This is a genomic window from Bacillus cereus group sp. Bc010, assembly GCF_027716745.1.
Lineage (GTDB): Bacteria > Bacillota > Bacilli > Bacillales > Bacillaceae_G > Bacillus_A > Bacillus_A pacificus.
In genome coordinates, this window is the sequence record NZ_JAQFUY010000014.1 from 15,942 (window position 1) to 34,790 (window position 18,849).

Genomic DNA, 18,849 nt, shown 5'->3' on the forward strand with positions numbered 1-18,849 from the left:
ATATTATGAATCTACTTTACATGGTGTTAATTGCACAAATCATTCTTTTTTTAATTGGTGCAATTTATGCAATAGGGCAGACAAAAAAGACAAGAAATAATATGCCGTTACCTTTAGCGGTGCGTCTTATTCTTAGTTTTTCGTTAACAGCAAGTGCAATTTGGATATGGTTACAAGATCCATCAGTAGATTATAGTACGTGGGTTGCACTAGGTATGACGTTATCAACTGTAGGGGATTTATTTATGGCAGGTTTAATTCCAATTGGTCACAGGCTAATTGGAGGGATGATTACTTTCGCGCTTGCGCATTGTTTTTATGTAAAAGCATTTTTGCAAACAGGCATTTCATGGAATGGTTTTTGGATTGGTTTACTCGTATACGGACTCTTTCTCATTATAGGATGGTTCTTCTTTATTCGAAATGAGAAACAGGATAAATTGTTTACGATAGGAGCGCTAATTTACGGATTGTGGGTTGGAGGCATGGCTTGCTTTGCGTTCGCCTTATACTATGAGAATACAGGAATATGGTGGATACCAGCTTTTGGTGGCTTACTATTTGTCATTTCTGATTTTATTATTGGCGTGACAGATATTGGAGGACGCAAATTAAAGTATGAACCACTTTGGATTTGGTTTACATATGTAGCGGCTCAAATGTGTATTGTATATGTGGGAATATAAAAAGGTACTCTTCGAATAGTGGATAGACTATTTGAAGAGTATCTTTTTTGTTACTATGCTACAATGTTTTTTTGTTGTAGAGCAGAAAGGCTGTATTCATCTGCTGCTTTATAACCTTGGGATAATAAATCATTGATGTAAAGCTTGTTATAAATAAAGCAGAAGACTAAGTTAGAGAATCCGAATGTAAACATACTAGCGACTAAAATAATTAAAAACCATTTCCAGTCTCCACGGAATATAGCAGGGAAGAAACCAAAGAAAAATACAGTCCAACTAAAACCAATTTTTGCTTGTTTAATTTGACCGGTATTTTCATTTTTAAGCATAACTTTCATAGAAAAAGTCCTCCTAAGTAACTAAAAATATAATGATAAATGCAAGATATAGTATATCAAAATAATACATTATTGAATATTATTATTTATATTTTTGTAATATTAGAATTGTATAATTCAGAATTTTGTGGAAAATACACGGTTGAAGTCTTTATAATAAAAGTAAAAAGACGATGAGATGGTGGAATGATGCAAAAGAAAAAACGTTTGCGTGAATTCTTTGGAACAATTGCAATTGCTTGTTTGCTCGTGTTTTTGGTGAAAATTTTCGTATTTTTTCCTACGACTGTAAAAGGGGCTTCTATGAAGCCGACGTTACAAGATGGGGATAAGGTGATTGTGAATAAGTTGGCAAAGCAATTTGAAAGTTATGGGAGAGAAGATATTATTGTTGTAAAGACAGATAATTTTTATGTGAAAAGGGTTATTGGTTTGCCTGGTGATGTTATTGAGGTGAGAAATGATCAATTATATGTGAATCATGAAGTGATAGAGGAAGCGTATTTGTATAGTAATAAAAAACAAGCTGAAAAAAAACTTATGAATTTAACGGAGGACTTTGGACCGATTACAGTTCCTAAAAATAAGATTTTTGTTATGGGAGATAATCGCTTAATAAGCAGAGATAGTAGAAATGGTTTAGGACTCATTGATAAAGCGGATGTATTAGGAGAATTAGCGGCAATTTATTATCCGTTCGAACATATGAAAATAATGAATTAAAGTAAAAAACCAAGCAAATTTCAGTTTGCTTGGTTTTTTATCCCGCTTTAATGGGCAGTAAGACCCCCATCTCAAAATTCAGCGAAAGCAAGGAAGTTAGGTGGGGGATGAAGAACCCACACTGATTAAAGTTTCACTTTATGTTAAATCGTAGGAGACTCATTAAATTCATAGACGTCTTCATTGTTTTTGTTCGTACTTAAAACGAATTTGTGCTGCAATAGTTGCAGTTTAAAGAATGCTAACGGATCGTGATAAGTTTCTGGATTGCTTCTTAACGTTGCTAATGTTTGCTCGTCTTCCTGTATTTCAAGTTGAGCGGCTTCTACATTTTGTTTCAATATGCTAAGTGGATCTTTAAAGAACATCATGATATCTCGTTCTAATGCGCCTTCAAATACTTCAAATTGAAGGAAGAATTGTTTTGAGATTGTTTGAGCAATTTCCGTATAGTCTTCCGTTTCAATGTATTGTTTATATTTGTTTGCAAGCATAGATTGATTTTTTTGCATGTTACCAAATAGTTTTCCTGCACTCTTTAAGAAAAATTGTGTCGGTGTAAAGCGTAATAAAATATTGATGTTCGATACTGTAATTCTATTTGTCATACGTACAACATCTCGATGCCAATCATCTAGTAATTTGAAATCGCAAGGAAGTTTCATACGTTCTTCTTTATATAATTTATTAAACGTTTCACTCATTTCATCTAAATAAGATTGAGCTTGAATAAATTCATTATGCGCTGTTTCAATCCACTCTTGAATAAACCCAGTAAATTTAGGGAGAAGCACTTGCTGTACATGTTTTTGAATTCGTTCGTTCATCGCAGTATTTAATTCTTCATGAACTAATTTGAAATCACTATCTTCTTGAACAAGGTCAGAGCAGCTCTGTAATAATTCAGGAATTTGAGAATGGATATCTCGTGTGATTTCTTCTTTCGTTAAAAGATAAGATTCTGTAATAGAACGAATTTTATCTTTTTCAAGAGCAGTAAGATTGTTAATAAATCCGTTTAGTTTTACTGAGATATGTTTATTCCAGCGTACTGATTTGACTAATGTATTTTCTAATTCCACACGTTCATTTACAAGGTATGCGATTGTCTTTTGAGTAAACCATATTAGTTTTTCGATACGTTCTTGTTCTATATCGCGTTCTGCTAGATTAGAAAGAATAGACTCTGTCACGTCCCCAAGTTGTTGGCTCCCCTCTTGTGAAGGAGAGTATGGGAAGAACTGCGCATTTGGGAAATGGACTTTCATCTTACTTATTAGTTTTTCATTCGTATCCGCACTATTTGTGTGTAATACGAAATGAATTTGTAAGTTTGGTACTTGTTCACGTAAATAAAGTAATGTATCAAGTTCTTCACCATGTAACGATGAAGCAGAATTTAATACGTAAATAAGGCTATCTGCGGCTTGTAAGTATTCAAAATATGAGCTGTTTTTATCCACTTGTCCTTGAACAGATGGTGTAACAAGAAATGCAAATTTATTCTTTCTCAAAAATCTACTTGGTAATTTAATTTCTATACATTTGTTCTCAAGTTCTGATTGTTCAGGTGTAGCCATTATTTGATGGAATTCATCAAAGTTCGGTATATTGTGCACATCTAACGCAGTGAATTCTGTTATTTCAGTTTGGCTATCATCTTTAAATAGAATAGGAGTTGTTATAGTTTCAGTTAAGATGTTTTCTCCTAATATTGAATTGACGAATGATAATTTATCATGGTCACTAGTTCCCGCAATTAGTAATTTTGTAACATTTAAATCACATAGTTCATGAACGAGTAACGTAAATTGATGACTTAAATCTACATCATTTTTTTCAGCCCATACAGCAATTGTTTCGAATAAATGAGAAACAGTTTCCATATTTACATTTGTTTCAGCTGTTGAATTAGAGAGTAGGGCTCCCGCACTTTTTACGAGTAATGACTCTAAAGTTGTAGGTGAAACTTCATTCCACGCTAACACTGCAGCAGAGACGAATAGGGCGTCTTTTGCTCTCGTTAAACTAAACCAATTTGTTAATAAGTCAGGTACAAGTCCTTGCATTTCATGCATGAAATGTTCACCAGTAATTAATTCAAAGTACGTATCTTGATAGCGTTCAACAATTTCATGCCAATCGTCATTGTTGTCTGTCTCAATATGTAAGAATAAATGATTGATTGTTTGAATCCAAGGTAGATGTGATTTTTCATTTTGATAGCTGTTCCAAAGAGCGATAACAAGTTCCTTAAATTGGACTTGATCAATTGCATATAAAGCTTTTAAAGATTCATAGAAATATTCTGGTTTGATTTGTTTCGTAAATCCTTGATTCACATAATTAATTAAAGTATCGAACCAATGTAATGATTTTGTTCGAATTCCTTCTTGAACGGCAAGTTCGATGGCGTTATTCCAATCTTCTTGTTTTTCATAGAACGAGCGAGCAATTGAAGTAATATTTGGATAGTCAGGTTGAAATGCAACAGCTTCACTAATCGTCTTAAATGCTAGACCTAAACGATCTTGTTCGATATAAAGAGAAAGAAGTTGTAAGGAAACTTCCATTGTAAGAGTTGTATCTTCCGTTTGGATAGATTGATACATTTCTTCTGCTTTTGGTAAGAATCCTAGTTCAAAATAAGCATCTGCAATATTTTTGGTTGCCCAAAGTGCAAGCTCATTATTTACTTTCTCCCATTTAAATATCGCTGCTTCAAAGTCTTTATTTTGGTAATACAATTCACCTTGAGCAAAGCGAATATTAGAAATGTTGGAGAATTCATTTGTAGATTCATTTATATATGCTTCACCGAGTACTTCTGATACTGGAGTAGAAGTTTCTTCTGTTAAAAATGTTTTATAGTAAACCTTTTGGATAAATTGATTTTCAATGGTCATGTTCGTTCCCCCTGTATAATTTAGAAAAATGATGTTGTATGTAAAGGGTGCATGTTCTTTTAATAGGTAGAAGTTGCATTATATCGACCAAACTATGTTTTTGCTAGGTATATCATTTTTCCTGAGAGTTAAACCGTTGCGAAAAGTAACTTTCCTTTATTGTAACAAAAAAACAAGCATATGAATTTTTATTTTTTAATCCCGGTATTTGTGGATAGTAAGATTAGCCCTTCAAGAAGAGATAGATATAAGGGAAGAAGGCGGGAGTCTAGCACATGATTGATGTGCACTAAGAATGAGCGAGGTCACTGATTAATAGTTCAATTTCTTCCTACTAAAGGAATGGATAGAAGTAGAGTTCATTATAAAAACAATGTATAGTGAATATGTATACCATGTTTGTCTGAAAGATAGAAAGGGCACAATATGGAATAACGATCGTGTATAGGATGTGTCTTCCGAATGGAACAACATATTGGCGAGTTAATCGCACATTATGGGTATTTTGGAATTATTATAGCTTTGGCCGGTGGGATTGTTGGATTACCGATACCAGATGAGTTTTTATTGACTTTCGTTGGTTATAACGTTTCAAAAGGCGTTATGTCAGGAACTGCTGCGTTTTTAAGTGGGATGGCTGGTGCGATGTTAGGCATTACATTAAGCTACATATTAGGTTTAAAACTTGGACTCCCTGTTTTAAAAAAATATGGCCCGAAAATTAGAATTAAAGAACATCACATTGAAAAAACACATATTTTATTTGAAAAATATGGCCCATTTCTTTTAATAGTTGGTTATTTTATCCCAGGAGTACGTCATTTAACAGCGTATTTTGCTGGGATGTCGAATTTAACACTTTGGCGTTTTTGTTTGTACGCTTACGGTGGTGCGTTTATTTGGATAAGTGTTTTTATTGGACTTGGCTGGAAGTTAGGAGAGAAGTGGCGTTTTGTTGAGTATAGTTTGCATCATTATGGAATATGGATTTTATCCATTTCAGTAGTTGTTACATGTGTCGTATGGTTTTACATAAAGAAAAAGAAAAACCGCGAGTAGCGGTTTTTTTAGCTGAAAGCAATAAATAGTACACCAGCTGTAATAAAGACAACACCAATACCAGTCATAAAGTTTAATTTTTCGCCGAGTATAATCATAGCGAGAATGATAGAAAATACGACGCTTAATTTATCGACAGGAGCTACTTGTGAAACTTTTCCTGTTTTAAGTGCAAGAAAATAAAATAGCCATGACGAAGCACCTGCAACTCCACTTAATGTGATAAAAAGCAGTGCTTTTTTATTTAGAAGTACGTCGCCAATATTTTGAAATTTACCTTGTATAATAATAACGCCTACCATAAATAATGCCATGATAATAGAACGAACTGTCGTAGCAACATTGGCATCGATTCCATCTAAACCAATCTTACCGAAAATAGATACAAGGGCAGCAGCAATTGCTGATAATAGTGCGAATAAGAGCCATGAACTCATAGTAAAATTCCTCCAATCTTACATTATTATACATGAAAATCATTCTCACGTATAAAGTGAATGGGGTTTTACCGCCTCGCAAAGAGCTGGATAGATAAAGAAATAATCCCCACCTTATATTTTTCATAAGGTGGGGATTATTATACTACTCTGCAATTTCTTCATATAAAAAGTACGTTACATTATAAATATGTTCTACTTCATCATCTGTCATAAACAATAATTCGTCACGCTCAATCCCTTTTTTCTTTTCGATAAACTCAATCATGTTTTTACGTTCTTCTCTTTTCATCAATTTTATTTCTCCTCTCAATCTGTTTTAATACAGTTTATTTAAGTTAATGTTATTATATAACAGAATCTTTAGAAAGTTCCACCTATTTTATTGTTTTTTTCAGAAGAACTTTTCGACAAAACAAGCCCACCTAAAGGGGGGCTTGTTTCACTTTATAGTCGTAAAAACTCGGGCTCCGTCGTACCGGCACCATCGATGTAATAAATTGTATCGGGGTTGATTTTAATTAGTACATAATTAGGGTCTTCAGGACCGAGTAACCAACGCTTTAAGCTATTATTCCAAAACTTGTTTTTTAATGTGGAGTCTTCCTCGATGGAGGCTAAGCCTTCCACTTCGATATAATCTTCATCTAATTTTTTTCCTTCACGACCAAGTAGTACATGTACATTTGGATTGTTTTCAATATCTGTTATCTTTTTTGATTGTCGATCTGTTGCAACATATAGTACAAAATCTTCGTGGAAAAACATCATAAAGGCGCTATGAGGTTTCTCATTTCGTACTGTAGATAATACACCGGTACGTTGACCTTGAATAATAGTTGCGATTTTTTCTTTTAAGTGCATAATTTTAACCCCTTTTCATAATTTATAATTCTGTCTGTTTCAACAAGATAATTTAAATATCTTTCATACTGTTTTCTTCAATCCGATTTTTTAAACGCAATTGTGATGAAATCGGACAAGTTAGGAGAAGAATAATAATAATATCGAGGAGAAATACATACGATGGAAGGATGAAAAGCATGTTTAATAAAATATTTCTTATAGTAGCGCTTATAGGTGTACCACTGTCTGTACTTGGGAAAACACTTCATTGGCCTCAAACAATTATGTTCGCTGTGTATTGTATTACGATTATCGCATTAGCGGGTTTTATGGGGAGAGCGACAGAAAGTTTGGCAATTGTATCTGGTCCTAGAATAGGTGGATTATTAAATGCTACTTTCGGTAACGCTGTTGAACTAATCATTTCAATTTTTGCACTTCAGGCAGGATTAATTGAGGTAGTGTTAGCTTCTTTAACGGGCTCTGTACTTGGAAATTTATTATTAGTAGGAGGGCTATCCTTCTTTGTGGGAGGGCTTAAATATAAAAGACAAAGTTTTAATGTGTATGATGCAAGGCATAATTCGGCTTTATTAATCTTTGCTGTAGTAGTAGCATTTGTTATTCCAGAGATTTTTTCAATGAAGATGGACGCTGGAAAGACGTATCAGTTAAGTATAGGTGTCTCGATTATTATGATTATTATGTACCTTGCTGCATTGCTATTTAAGTTAGTTACGCACCGTGGTGTATATCAGCATAAAAGTGATGAAGTCGCTCATGAGGAAGAACCAGAGTGGTCGAAAGGGAAAGCATTACTCATTTTAGCGATAGCAACAATTGCGGTAGCGTATGTGTCAGAGGCGCTCGTGCATACATTTGAGACAGTTGCAAAATCATTTGGTTGGTCAGAACTATTTATAGGGGTTATTATCGTCGCAATTGTCGGGAATGCAGCGGAACATGCATCTGCAATTATTATGGCGTATAAAAATAAAGTAAACATTGCAGTTGAGATTGCAATAGGTTCTACATTACAAATTGCCATGTTTGTTGCTCCTGTATTAGTACTGCTTTCTATGTTCTTCACGCAAAGGATGCCTTTAGTATTTACGATACCAGAACTTGTTTCTATGATTACAGCTGTTTTCTTAACGATTGCGATTTCAAATGATGGAGATACAAATTGGTTTGAAGGTGGTACTTTATTAGCAGCGTATGTCATTATGGGAATTGGTTTTTATTTATTATGAAAAATAGGCATAACAATTGTGCCCAGAGAAAACAATAAACAAAGTAGTATATATACCTTTACATAGGAAGGAGCCAGACAGGTGAAACGAGTATACAGCATATGTCTTTCAACTATGGTCTCGTTTATTCTATTATTTCCTAACATGAGTTTTGCAAAGACAACGGTAGAAACAAAAATGCCTTCATCTGTTTTAAATATTTCTAAAGACAATACGTTTCCGAATGATGCGCAAGATTTACCGCGTTTGCAGCCGAGTAAGTTTGCTCAAGAACTATTGAAAACAGCGAATATTAAAATCGAAAACCCAGACTTAATTCGAATGTTTAATGAAACGACAATTTCGAATGCGCCACTTGCGGTAGGGTACCGAGCGAAGATTTATTTAGGTCAATGGGCTTTGCATTATGAATCGGTTGATACATCAATCAATTGGGAATATAAACAAGTAAATCGCAATGTGTATGATAATCGAGGAGGAGATCGCCTATATCCGCTACGCTATAAGCAAGAAACGCAAAAGACGGTTGAAGGCGATTTAACAGCAGATATGAAAGATGCTGCAGATGTGAAGAAAATGATGCTTCTCAAAGCACTTGAAAAGGTACAATTGCCGCTTTCATTTAAAACGACTATTGGTTATGGCACAGGACATGAACGTGTGTATAACATTAGTCCGAGTCAACTTGGATATTTATATGCTTATACACCAGCAGTAAATGAAAAAGGGAAAGTAACATTTGGAGAAGTATACCTTGTATTAAAGGGAAATCAAAAAAGGCTCGTTGTAAAAAATATTACTTCTCAAGGAATTGGAGCGGCTATTCCAATTCATGATCATTTGTATTTTAAATTCATTTCTTCTTCTCACTCGCAATAACATAAAAAAACGTCAGCTTATAAGCTGACGTTTTTTTATAATGTAATATTTGCTGTTTTTGATAAGAAATCTTCTGTCGGATAGTAGCTGTTTTTTACAAGAACATTCGGTCCAAGACACTTTACTGCAGGACAGTGACAGCTTAATGATTTTGCTGTTTTTGAAGCGCTCCATTTTTCATACGCTTCTTGTAACGTATTTGTTTGTATGTTTCCTAGAAGTGGAACATCACCAAAGTCCGTTACAATAATATTTCCATCGAAAATATTTACATTTAAACGAGAACGGCCATCCGGATCATTACGAACTGTGACATTTTTGCTCTTTTGTAATTTTTTAAATGTGGCAATGTCTCGCTCGTCATCGCTACAAGCATAGAAAGGTAAAGTTCCAAATAACATCCATACATTTTCATCGCGAATTTCTAGTAAATGCTCAATTGCATCACGAATTTCAGCTTTTGTTAAAATCTCTAGATTACTCGCAAAGTCACTTGGATACATTGGGTGAACCTCATGACGTTTACATCCCATTTCGTCAACGATTTGACGATGAATATGTTCAATGTGTGGTAGAGTTCGTTTATTCAGCATCGTTTCAGCAGATACAAGTACACCTGCATCTGATAGAGCTTTACTATTTGTAATCATTCGTTCAAATAACTTTGCACGTTGTTCATACGTAGGTTTACGCTCCATCATTGCAAATCCACCTTCAACGAAATCATCAATTGTTCCCCAGTTATGAGAAATGTGCAGTACGTCTAAATAAGGAATAATTTGCTCGTAACGTGCTAAATCTATAGTTAAGTTTGAGTTGATTTGAGTGCGAACGCCTCGTTCATGGGCATATTTTAAGAGTGGTGTTACATAGTTGTCGACGGATTTTTTTGAAAGCATAGGTTCTCCGCCAGTAATACTTAAAGAACGTAAATGAGGAATCTCATCTAATCGTTTTAATAAAAGATCCATCGGAAGCGGATTCGGGTCTTTCGGCTGTAACGTGTAACCAACAGCGCAATGCTCACAGCGCATATTGCATAACGTCGTCGTTGTAAACTCAACATTTGTTAATAGTAGTTTGCCGTACTCTTCAAGGTCCATATACGCTTCCCATGGATCGTAAGAAGGAGTAATCGGCTTCATTTTTTGTGATATCGTCATATGAAATACTCCTTTGACTATTGAAATAACAATTTGTCCATTCTCTATAATAGAAGAATATGTACTTTTTATAAAGTGAAACTTTTTAGAGGAAAAAGAGAGAGGGCTTACATTATAGTGAATAACCGTGACAAAATTGATGAAATTACATACCCATTGTAATCATTTTTGCGGTATAATAAAAGCAACTCGAATTAAAAGGAGAGTGCCTTCATGGGAAAAGCAATTCAAGATAAAGATACACAATTAGTATATTTAAAGGAACGTTTAAATATGTTCATTGAAGTAATTGATACAATTGAACCTGAAGAAGTAGAATTAGAAGATGTAGATCGTCTTCTTGCAATGTTAGATGAATTAGAATTAAAATGTGAGCAATTTAAAAAAGACGAATAATATATTAAAAAGGCTGCCAATTCCAATTTGGTAGCCTTTTTCTGTGTGGATAATAGAAGGACGATAGAAAAAGAGGTATAATCAAGTTGTGAAAAATTTCATTTATGCTTGAATAGCGTGAAACAAATAAAAAGTGAAAGAGCATAACAATGAAATTTTCAGCTCATAACGTTTTGGTAGCGTTCACAATTGAGGGGGAAGTAACAATGGAAAAGCTTCAAGAAAGCATGTATCAACTAATTGTTGAAACGTCAACGAACTTACCGAAAGATGTTCGTCGTGCGATTCAACAAGCGAAAGAGCGAGAAAATGCAGGGACTCGTTCTGCGATGGCACTTGGCACAATTACAAATAATATTAAAATGGCTGATGATAACATCTCGCCAATTTGCCAAGATACAGGGATGCCAACGTTTAAAATTTATACACCAGTTGGTGTGAACCAATTAAAGTTGAAGGAAGCCATCTATAATGCGCTTGAGCGGGCGACAAAAGATGGTAAACTTCGTCCAAATTCTGTTGATTCTCTTTTTGGAGACAATAGTGGAAATAATTTAGGACCAGGTACACCGGTAATTAAGTTTGAACAATGGGAAAAAGATTATATTGATGCACGTTTAATCCTAAAGGGTGGTGGCTGTGAGAATAAAAATATTCAGTATAGCTTACCATGCGAACTAGAAGGACTTGGACGAGCTGGCCGTGATTTAGAAGGGATTCGTAAATGCCTTCTTCATGCAGTATATCAAGCGCAAGGTCAAGGATGTAGTGCAGGTGTAATTGGTGTTGGTATCGGGGGAGACCGCACATCAGGTTACGAATTAGCAAAAAATCAATTATTCCGTACATTAGATGATGTTAATCCAATCCCAGAATTACAACAACTTGAAGAGTACGTATTAGAAAATGCGAATAAGCTTGGCATTGGTACGATGGGATTTGGTGGAGAAACAACTTTACTTGGTTGTAAAATTGGCGTATATAACCGTCTGCCAGCTAGTTTCTACGTATCTGTGGCGTATAATTGCTGGGCATATCGCCGCCTTGGTGTAACAATCCATCCTGAAACAGGTGAAATTATGGATTGGTTATATCAAGAAGGTGAAGATACACTGGAGCAAGAAGTACAAGAAAAAACAGAGCAACGTGAAATTGTATTACAAGCACCAATTACAGAAGAGCAAATTCGTGAACTTCGCGTTGGTGATGTTGTAACAATTAATGGCATGATGTATACAGGTCGTGACGCAATTCATAAGCATTTAATGGATAACGATTGTCCAGTAGATTTAAATGGGCAAATTATTTACCACTGTGGTCCAGTTGTTGTGAAAGATGAAAATGACAATTGGCAAATTAAAGCGGCAGGTCCAACGACAAGTATTCGTGAAGAACCGTACCAAGGTGACATTATGAAGAAATTCGGTATTAGAGCTGTCATTGGAAAAGGCGGTATGGGTGCGAAAACATTAGCAGCTTTAGAAGAACACGGCGGTGTATATTTAAACGCAATTGGTGGTGCAGCGCAATATTATGCTGAATGTATTAAAGAAGTGAAAGATGTTGATTTCTTACAATTTGGTATTCCAGAGGCAATGTGGCATTTACGTATCGATGGATTTAAAGCAGTTGTAACAATGGATTCCCACGGTAATAGCTTACATGCAGATGTTGATAAAACATCACTTGAAAAATTAGCTAGCTTTAAAGAGCCAGTATTTAAGTAAACAAAAATGCATCTCGAATCATTCGAGATGCATTTTTTTGGTATATATAGAAAAACATGTTCAGCATGAAAGAATGCGTAGCAACAGAAACTACAAGTACGATTATATATGGAAAGGAGACTATTTATGAAACATAAATGGTTATATATCGGTCTCATTTTTTCAATTATGATGGCACTTGTTCCAGTTTCGGCATTAGCTTATACAAATACTCCACATAACTGGGGAATCCCGCGCCCTAAAAATGAAAAAGTACCAGATGCAGGAAAGTTATATACAGATTTACTACAAAAAAATGGCGGTTTTTATTTAGGGGATACGAAGAAAAAAGATATTTATTTAACATTTGATAATGGTTATGAAAATGGATACACTGGGAAAATCTTAGACGTATTAAAAGAGAAAAAAGTACCAGCAACTTTCTTTGTAACGGGGCATTACATTAAAACACAAAAAGATTTATTGTTAAGAATGAAGAATGAAGGACACATTATTGGAAACCATTCTTGGAGTCATCCTGATTTCACAGCGGTAAACGATGAGAAACTTCGTGAAGAATTAACGAGTGTAACGGAAGAAATAAAAAAAGTAACTGGGCAAAAAGAAGTGAAATATGTACGTCCCCCACGCGGCGTATTTAGTGAAAGAACGTTAGCTCTTACGAAAGAAATGGGCTACTATAATGTATTTTGGTCACTTGCATTTTTGGATTGGAAAGTAGATCAGCAAAGAGGATGGCAATATGCGCATAATAATGTTATGACGATGATTCATCCAGGATCTATTTTATTACTTCATGCCATATCAAAAGATAATGCAGAAGCACTTGCAAAAATCATTGATGATTTGCGCGAGAAAGGGTATCATTTTAAAAGTCTAGATGACTTAGTAAAAAGCAATCAACCGTAAGCATGTATGCTTGCGGTTTTCTCATGCTATAATGATGTGTAAAAAGGATGGGGAAACGTATGTGGAGCGAACATGTTACGTTAGAGTATCCGTATCATTTTGAAGAAGTATTAAAACGTTTATCTTTTGATCCTCTTAACGTCATTCAATTAGATGAGAAAGTTATTTATGTCCCGCTTTGTATAGACGAGGAACAGATTGTTGTTCGCCTGCAAGGGATTGGTACTGTTCAAAATCCACAGTTTTGGATTTCTAGTCAGACAGGAGATTCAGAGAAAGTCATGAAACGAATGAGGACCATTTTTCATTGGAATGAACCGTTTCAAGATATACAAAATCATTTTTTAAACACATCATTACGTCCACTATTTGAAACATATGCTTATACTCCAATTATTTTAGAATTTGATTATTTTGCTTGTCTTCTTCGCTGTATCATTCATCAACAAATAAATTTGAAATTTGCTACTGTGTTAACAGAACAGTTTGTGAAACGATATGGAACAGAGAAGAACGGTGTATTCTTTTTCCCCACTCCAGAAATAGTAGCAAATATTTCAATAGAGGAATTGAGAGAGCAAAAGTTTAGTCAGCGAAAGGCTGAATATATGGTAGGATTAGCAAAGTGTATTACAGGTGGTAAGTTAGATTTAACTAGAATAGAAAACGAAACAGAGGAAGAGGTTGCAGCACAATTGTTACCAATTAGGGGGATTGGTGCATGGACAGTGCAAAACTTTTTAATGTTTGGACTTGGACGGAAAAATATGTTTCCGAAAGCAGACATTGGGATTCAGCGTGCAGTACAAGGTGTATTTCAATTAGATGATAAACCTGATGATGCATTTTTAGAAAAAGTGAAACAAGAGTGTGAACCATACTGCAGTTATGCAGCGTTATATTTATGGAAAAGTATAGAGTAGAGGTGTAATAATGATACAAAAGCAACATGAGAGTAAGTTGGAAGTTGGTCAAACGTTTCCTGTGACAATTAAACGTCTTGGGATTAACGGAGAAGGCGTTGGTTATTTTAAGAGACAAGTTGTTTTCATTCCAGGGGCATTACCAGGAGAAGAAGTTGTTGCAGAAACGACGAAAATTCAGCGTGGCTTCGCTGAAGCGAAAGTGAAAAAGGTTCGTAAAGCTTCACCACATCGTGTGAAAGCGCCATGTCCGGTATATGAAGAGTGCGGCGGTTGCCAATTGCAACATTTAGACTATAAAGAACAATTAAATCAAAAGCGTGATATCGTTGTACAAGCATTCCAGAAGTATATGAACAACGGTTTGGAAGAGAAAATTCGTCCGACGCTTGGCATGGAAAATCCATGGCATTATCGTAATAAGAGTCAACTACAAGTGGGGCGTAAAGACGAAAAGGTTATTACAGGGCTGTATAAACAAAATTCACATCAGTTAATTGATATTGCTCATTGTATGATTCAACATAAAGCAACGAATGAAGCGACAAAAGTTGTAAGACGTATTTTAGAAAAATTAAATGTTTCCATTTACAATGAGAAAAAACAAAAAGGTTTAGTACGTACAATTGTGACACGTACTGCAGTTCAAACAGGGGAAGTACAAGTTACACTTATTACAACAAAAGAAGAGTTGCCAAATAAAGAACAATTTATTGCAGAAGTACAAAAACAGATGCCAGCTGTTAAATCAATTATGCAAAATGTAAACTGGCGTAAAACATCTGTTATTTTTGGTGATAAAACATTTAAATTAGCTGGAAAAGAAGTAATTCAAGAAACACTTGGTGATTTATCATTTGAATTATCAGCACGTGCATTCTTCCAGTTGAATCCAGAACAAACGGTTGTTTTATATAATGAAGCGAAAAAAGCCGCTGCCTTAACTGGCAATGAGAAAATTGTAGATGCGTATTGTGGTGTTGGTACAATTGGACTTTGGCTTGCAAATGATGCAACGGAAGTACGTGGTATGGATGTAATTCCAGAAGCAATTGCAGATGCAAGAAAAAATGCGAAGCGTCACGGATTTACAAATACGAAATATGAAGCAGGTAAAGCTGAACAATGGTTACCGAAATGGGTAAAAGAAGGATGGCGTCCAGATGTAATTGTTGTTGATCCACCACGTACAGGTTGCGATGATAAATTACTGGAAACAATTTTAAAAGTGAAGCCGAAACAAGTTGTTTACGTATCTTGTAACCCTTCTTCATTAGCGCGTGATGTACAAGCGTTAATGAAGAGCTATGAAGTGGAATATGTACAACCAGTTGATATGTTCCCGCATACAGCTCATGTTGAGAACGTAGTCAAATTAACGCTGAAATAAAGGGGTTTTAATAAGATTGTTGATGGGTTTGACCACATTCTGACCACATCAACAATTTTTTTATGATTTTAATGCCTCACTTAGCTTTAAAACAGCACTTTCTTGCATATCTATAGTAACATGACTGTAAGTGTCTAATGTGGTCTTAATTGAACTATGTCCTAAACGCTCACTTACGATTTTCGGATTAATACCTAACTTCAATAAAATCGTTGCATGTGTATGTCGTAAGTCGTGAAACCTAATTTGAGGTACATCGGCTTTTTTTATGAATTGATTAAAAGTAGTTGTCATAGTTCGTGGTAATATTGGTTGTCCAGTTTCTTTAGCGAAAACCAAATCATTGTCCTCGTATGACTGTCCAAATAATAATTTGAACTCATTTTGTTTAGCTTTATAAGACTTAAATTCTTTACATAAGTTTTGATCGATAGAAATTAAGCGTTTTGATCCATGTGTTTTGGGTTCTGTAAATCTAAATCCATTCTCATCATAAATAAGTGTTTCGGTAACGCTTATTTTACCTTCATTCAAATCGAAATTCTTCCACTTTAGACCAAGTATTTCACCACGTCTCATACCTGTATTTAATGCCAATAAGAAAAGATGATAATAGATGACATTTTCAAATTTTGTCCGATTTAAGAATCTTTTCGTTTCTTCAATTGACCACGTAGAATTGACCACTTTTCGTGGTCGAGGTATTTCCACATGTTGAAATGGATTTTTAAATAGGAGCTCCCATCTAACAGCGTCTTCTAATGCTCCTTTTAAAACAATAAAAATATATTCAATATAAGCAGGTGACAACCCTTCATCAATTAATGACTTAACAAATCGTTGTCCATGCAAGGGTTTTAAATCTTTTAATTTGTGTGAACCAAGCACAGGTATAATTCGACTATTTACAGCTCTTTTATAATTGGTGAATGTAGTTTCTCTTACTCTTTGTTTAGCTGTATTTTCTAGCCATTCTTGTAAATACTCACTAAGAGTGAAATTCTTATCATCAACTAGACTACCAGTATTAAATTGATGAATAAGCTCATTACATGCACGTTCGGCCTCTTTCTTTGTTTTAAAGCCTGATGCTGTTTTTTGTTTTCTTTTTCCAGTGACAGGATCTTTCCCGATATCAATAGTAAATGACCACTTTTCACCACGTTTTCTAAAGTATCCTTTCATTATCCATACCTCCTTGAACTAATAGTATTCTAATGGCACAAATAATTCCAGTATCACAAAAAGAAAATAGACACCCATTGAGTGTCTATGTGGTAAAATGTATGTATCCATACTTCTGAGTCCACATAATTTGTGGGCTTTTTTTATTTTAAACCGAATTGAGCTTTGTTAATTAATTTCCCATCTTGGAATGTAGCATTCGCATTAGATCCGAATCCTTTTTCGCCTTCCCAGGAGTACATTAATGTATGGAATTGTTGACCTTTAGTTCCAGTTTCCGATAGTAACTCACCATCTCCGCCAATAATACCAATAACTTCTTCATAACTCATACCGTTTTGCATACTATCAAACTCTTCTTTACTTATTTTAGGGCTGTTATTATCTTTTTTATTAGTATTTGATTGTTCTACTTGGACAGGAACGTCGTTTGGTTTTGAATATTTAGTTTTCGGATCTCCAAAAACTAAAATACAGAACATAAATACGCAAATTGAACCGAATATTATGAATGTTGCCCAACCAATGTATTCCCAAAAGTTGCTTTTTTTCTCCTTCATAGACTCTTACACTCCTTGGATTTTTCTAATAAAAAAGGGAGTTTTTCACTCCCTGATTAATGTTAAGAATATTTTATTTCAAACCGAATTGGGATTTATTTTGCAGTTTACCTTCTTGGAACATAAAGTTCGCATTAGCGCCAAATCCTTTTTCTCCGTCCCATTTATACATGATTGTATGGAATTGTTCTCCAGCTTGACCACTTTCTGATAAGACTTCTCCATCACTACCAATGATAGCTTTCACTTCATCGTAGCTCATACCATTTTGAATCTGATCAAATTCAGCTTTGCTAACTCCAGGTTTGTTTTTTGGTGCCTCTTCTTTCTTAGTTTCCTCTTTTTTAGGTGTTTCTTTAGTAGATGGTGCTTGCGTTTCTTGTTTTGGTTCAGAAGAAGTTGTTTCTTTCTTGTCATTCTCTCCACCTAATGCCGCCGCAATGACACCAAGTACGATTAAACCAATAAATCCTAAACACCCAAACTTAAAAATTTTACCCATTATGCAGTTCCTCCAATGATAATATGTAAGATTTACGAAATAATAATATCAGATGATTATTATATATTTTGTCATTTTTTGTCGAAGTAAAATAAAAAAAGAGGGCTTTTTAGCCCTCTTACTCAAATTGTAAAAATAAGAATATTTTACAATTTGAAATTGGAAATGATTTCTTTTAAGATGAAATCAACTCATAGTATTTCTTTGTTGTTTTGCAACATTTTCACGTACAATGAAACTTGTTTTGCAAAACGTCCTTGTTGACGTCCATCGAGCTCCTCATAAGCTCTTTGGATATCATTAAATAGTAATTCTAATAACGCATCTTCTTTTCTGTTTTCAAAATTAAGAAGAGCGTCTGTGGAGGTGTTGAAAAACGACGCAAGCACCTTTAAACTTTCGAGATCAGGTTCATGGCGATCTGTTTCCCAATTCTTGATTTGTCCTCTTGATAAACCTGTTCTCTCAGATAATTGCTCTTGTGTTAAATCAAAAGACTTTCGTAATCGTTTAATGTTTTGTCCGACTGTAGTTTTCATAGTTTGAGTATAATAATCGCCTTATCACTATACCATAATTGGTCGATATCCTGACCTTTAAAATATTTAATGGTATTTTAGCGAACTTAATAAATATCTATAGAACAAACGTTTGTTTAGTGGTAAAATATTCATATGTAATTCTATCGAACATAATAAACGTTGATTTAAAGCGGTTTCTCAACTTTCTCAATAAAAATCAGATAACTCCATGACCGAATTTTGGGAAATTTGTGTTATTATGAAAATAAATAAATATACGGACGTAAAAAAGACCTACAACTGTGTAAGTGGTGCTGGTAACACCCTTACACCGTCATCCCTAATCTGAGTAGGGAAAACACTTGTCATAAGTCTTCATACATAATTATAACACACAACCTAGATATAATGACACGTTTTCCTTTAAATGTAAAAGCCTGGGGGCA

At 34.7% G+C, this 18,849-nt stretch carries 20 protein-coding genes; 10 read left to right on the forward strand and 10 right to left on the reverse strand.

Annotated elements, in window-relative coordinates:
* Positions 1-5 precede the first annotated feature (5 nt).
* A complete protein-coding gene (locus PDQ68_RS16200) occupies positions 6-686 on the forward strand; it encodes a lysoplasmalogenase (RefSeq protein ID WP_016716371.1) in 681 nt (226 codons plus the stop codon).
* Between the two features lie 53 nt (positions 687-739).
* Here the strand turns inward: PDQ68_RS16200 and PDQ68_RS16205 are convergent, their stop codons facing one another.
* On the reverse strand, positions 740-1,024 hold the full coding sequence (locus tag PDQ68_RS16205) for a hypothetical protein (RefSeq protein ID WP_000867043.1): 285 nt from the start codon (positions 1,022-1,024) through the stop codon (positions 740-742).
* A 186-nt stretch (positions 1,025-1,210) separates the two neighbouring features.
* Here PDQ68_RS16205 and lepB point away from each other — a divergent pair, with 186 nt between their 5' ends.
* Positions 1,211-1,747, forward strand: coding sequence for a signal peptidase I (gene lepB, locus PDQ68_RS16210; protein WP_011039965.1), 537 nt, complete (start codon positions 1,211-1,213; stop codon positions 1,745-1,747).
* Between the two features lie 143 nt (positions 1,748-1,890).
* Here lepB and PDQ68_RS16215 read toward each other — a convergent pair whose 3' ends face one another.
* Positions 1,891-4,653, reverse strand: a complete 2,763-nt coding sequence (locus PDQ68_RS16215) for a tetratricopeptide repeat protein (protein ID WP_016716372.1) — start codon at positions 4,651-4,653, stop codon at positions 1,891-1,893.
* Between the two features lie 462 nt (positions 4,654-5,115).
* On the opposite strand from PDQ68_RS16215, the gene PDQ68_RS16220 reads away from it, so the two are divergent.
* Positions 5,116-5,712: a DedA family protein gene (locus tag PDQ68_RS16220; RefSeq protein ID WP_016716373.1), complete on the forward strand. Its 597-nt coding sequence runs from the start codon at positions 5,116-5,118 to the stop codon at positions 5,710-5,712.
* A gap of 8 nt (positions 5,713-5,720) precedes the next feature.
* Here PDQ68_RS16220 and PDQ68_RS16225 read toward each other — a convergent pair whose 3' ends face one another.
* The 3 genes from PDQ68_RS16225 to PDQ68_RS16235 form a co-directional block, all read right to left on the reverse strand.
* Positions 5,721-6,149 carry an EamA family transporter gene (locus tag PDQ68_RS16225; protein WP_000100306.1) on the reverse strand — a complete coding sequence of 143 codons (429 nt, stop codon included), beginning with the start codon at positions 6,147-6,149 and terminating at the stop codon, positions 5,721-5,723.
* Positions 6,150-6,294: 145 nt separating this feature from the next.
* A complete protein-coding gene (locus PDQ68_RS16230; RefSeq protein WP_000817786.1) occupies positions 6,295-6,441 on the reverse strand; it encodes a BH0509 family protein in 147 nt (48 codons plus the stop codon).
* Positions 6,442-6,596: 155 nt separating this feature from the next.
* On the reverse strand, positions 6,597-7,013 hold the full coding sequence (locus PDQ68_RS16235; RefSeq protein ID WP_000550219.1) for a pyridoxamine 5'-phosphate oxidase family protein: 417 nt from the start codon (positions 7,011-7,013) through the stop codon (positions 6,597-6,599).
* Positions 7,014-7,192: 179 nt separating this feature from the next.
* Between PDQ68_RS16235 and cax the strand changes: the two genes are divergently transcribed.
* Complete coding sequence (cax, locus tag PDQ68_RS16240) at positions 7,193-8,248, forward strand: calcium/proton exchanger (protein ID WP_000482144.1); 1,056 nt, start codon at positions 7,193-7,195, stop codon at positions 8,246-8,248.
* 81 nt (positions 8,249-8,329) lie between these two features.
* Positions 8,330-9,127 (forward strand): YfkD famly protein, encoded by a 798-nt coding sequence (locus tag PDQ68_RS16245; RefSeq protein ID WP_014893338.1) that lies wholly within the window; start codon positions 8,330-8,332, stop codon positions 9,125-9,127.
* 35 nt (positions 9,128-9,162) lie between these two features.
* Here the strand turns inward: PDQ68_RS16245 and yfkAB are convergent, their stop codons facing one another.
* On the reverse strand, positions 9,163-10,290 hold the full coding sequence (gene yfkAB / locus PDQ68_RS16250) for a radical SAM/CxCxxxxC motif protein YfkAB (RefSeq protein ID WP_000156010.1): 1,128 nt from the start codon (positions 10,288-10,290) through the stop codon (positions 9,163-9,165).
* Between the two features lie 213 nt (positions 10,291-10,503).
* On the opposite strand from yfkAB, the gene PDQ68_RS16255 reads away from it, so the two are divergent.
* The 5 genes from PDQ68_RS16255 to rlmD all read left to right on the forward strand — a co-directional run bounded on the left by PDQ68_RS16255 (position 10,504) and on the right by rlmD (position 15,635).
* Complete coding sequence (locus PDQ68_RS16255; protein WP_000513558.1) at positions 10,504-10,686, forward strand: SE1561 family protein; 183 nt, start codon at positions 10,504-10,506, stop codon at positions 10,684-10,686.
* Positions 10,687-10,892: 206 nt separating this feature from the next.
* The gene (gene fumA, locus PDQ68_RS16260; protein ID WP_000413517.1) at positions 10,893-12,413 is read left to right on the forward strand and encodes a class I fumarate hydratase; all 1,521 of its coding nucleotides are present in this window, start codon (positions 10,893-10,895) and stop codon (positions 12,411-12,413) included.
* A gap of 126 nt (positions 12,414-12,539) precedes the next feature.
* Complete coding sequence (gene pdaA / locus PDQ68_RS16265) at positions 12,540-13,322, forward strand: delta-lactam-biosynthetic de-N-acetylase (protein WP_061183043.1); 783 nt, start codon at positions 12,540-12,542, stop codon at positions 13,320-13,322.
* Positions 13,323-13,381: 59 nt separating this feature from the next.
* A complete protein-coding gene (locus PDQ68_RS16270; RefSeq protein ID WP_061183044.1) occupies positions 13,382-14,245 on the forward strand; it encodes a DNA-3-methyladenine glycosylase family protein in 864 nt (287 codons plus the stop codon).
* A 10-nt stretch (positions 14,246-14,255) separates the two neighbouring features.
* Entirely contained in the window at positions 14,256-15,635 is a 1,380-nt protein-coding gene (gene rlmD / locus PDQ68_RS16275; RefSeq protein WP_270786889.1) for a 23S rRNA (uracil(1939)-C(5))-methyltransferase RlmD, read from the forward strand.
* A 60-nt stretch (positions 15,636-15,695) separates the two neighbouring features.
* Here rlmD and PDQ68_RS16280 read toward each other — a convergent pair whose 3' ends face one another.
* The 4 genes from PDQ68_RS16280 to PDQ68_RS16295 form a co-directional block, all read right to left on the reverse strand.
* Positions 15,696-16,820, reverse strand: a complete 1,125-nt coding sequence (locus PDQ68_RS16280) for a site-specific integrase (RefSeq protein WP_061183046.1) — start codon at positions 16,818-16,820, stop codon at positions 15,696-15,698.
* Between the two features lie 143 nt (positions 16,821-16,963).
* Complete coding sequence (locus PDQ68_RS16285) at positions 16,964-17,380, reverse strand: DUF3862 domain-containing protein (RefSeq protein WP_235590130.1); 417 nt, start codon at positions 17,378-17,380, stop codon at positions 16,964-16,966.
* 73 nt (positions 17,381-17,453) lie between these two features.
* The gene (locus PDQ68_RS16290; RefSeq protein WP_061183047.1) at positions 17,454-17,882 is read right to left on the reverse strand and encodes a DUF3862 domain-containing protein; all 429 of its coding nucleotides are present in this window, start codon (positions 17,880-17,882) and stop codon (positions 17,454-17,456) included.
* A gap of 191 nt (positions 17,883-18,073) precedes the next feature.
* Positions 18,074-18,421: a helix-turn-helix transcriptional regulator gene (locus PDQ68_RS16295; RefSeq protein WP_061183048.1), complete on the reverse strand. Its 348-nt coding sequence runs from the start codon at positions 18,419-18,421 to the stop codon at positions 18,074-18,076.
* Positions 18,422-18,849 lie beyond the last annotated feature (428 nt).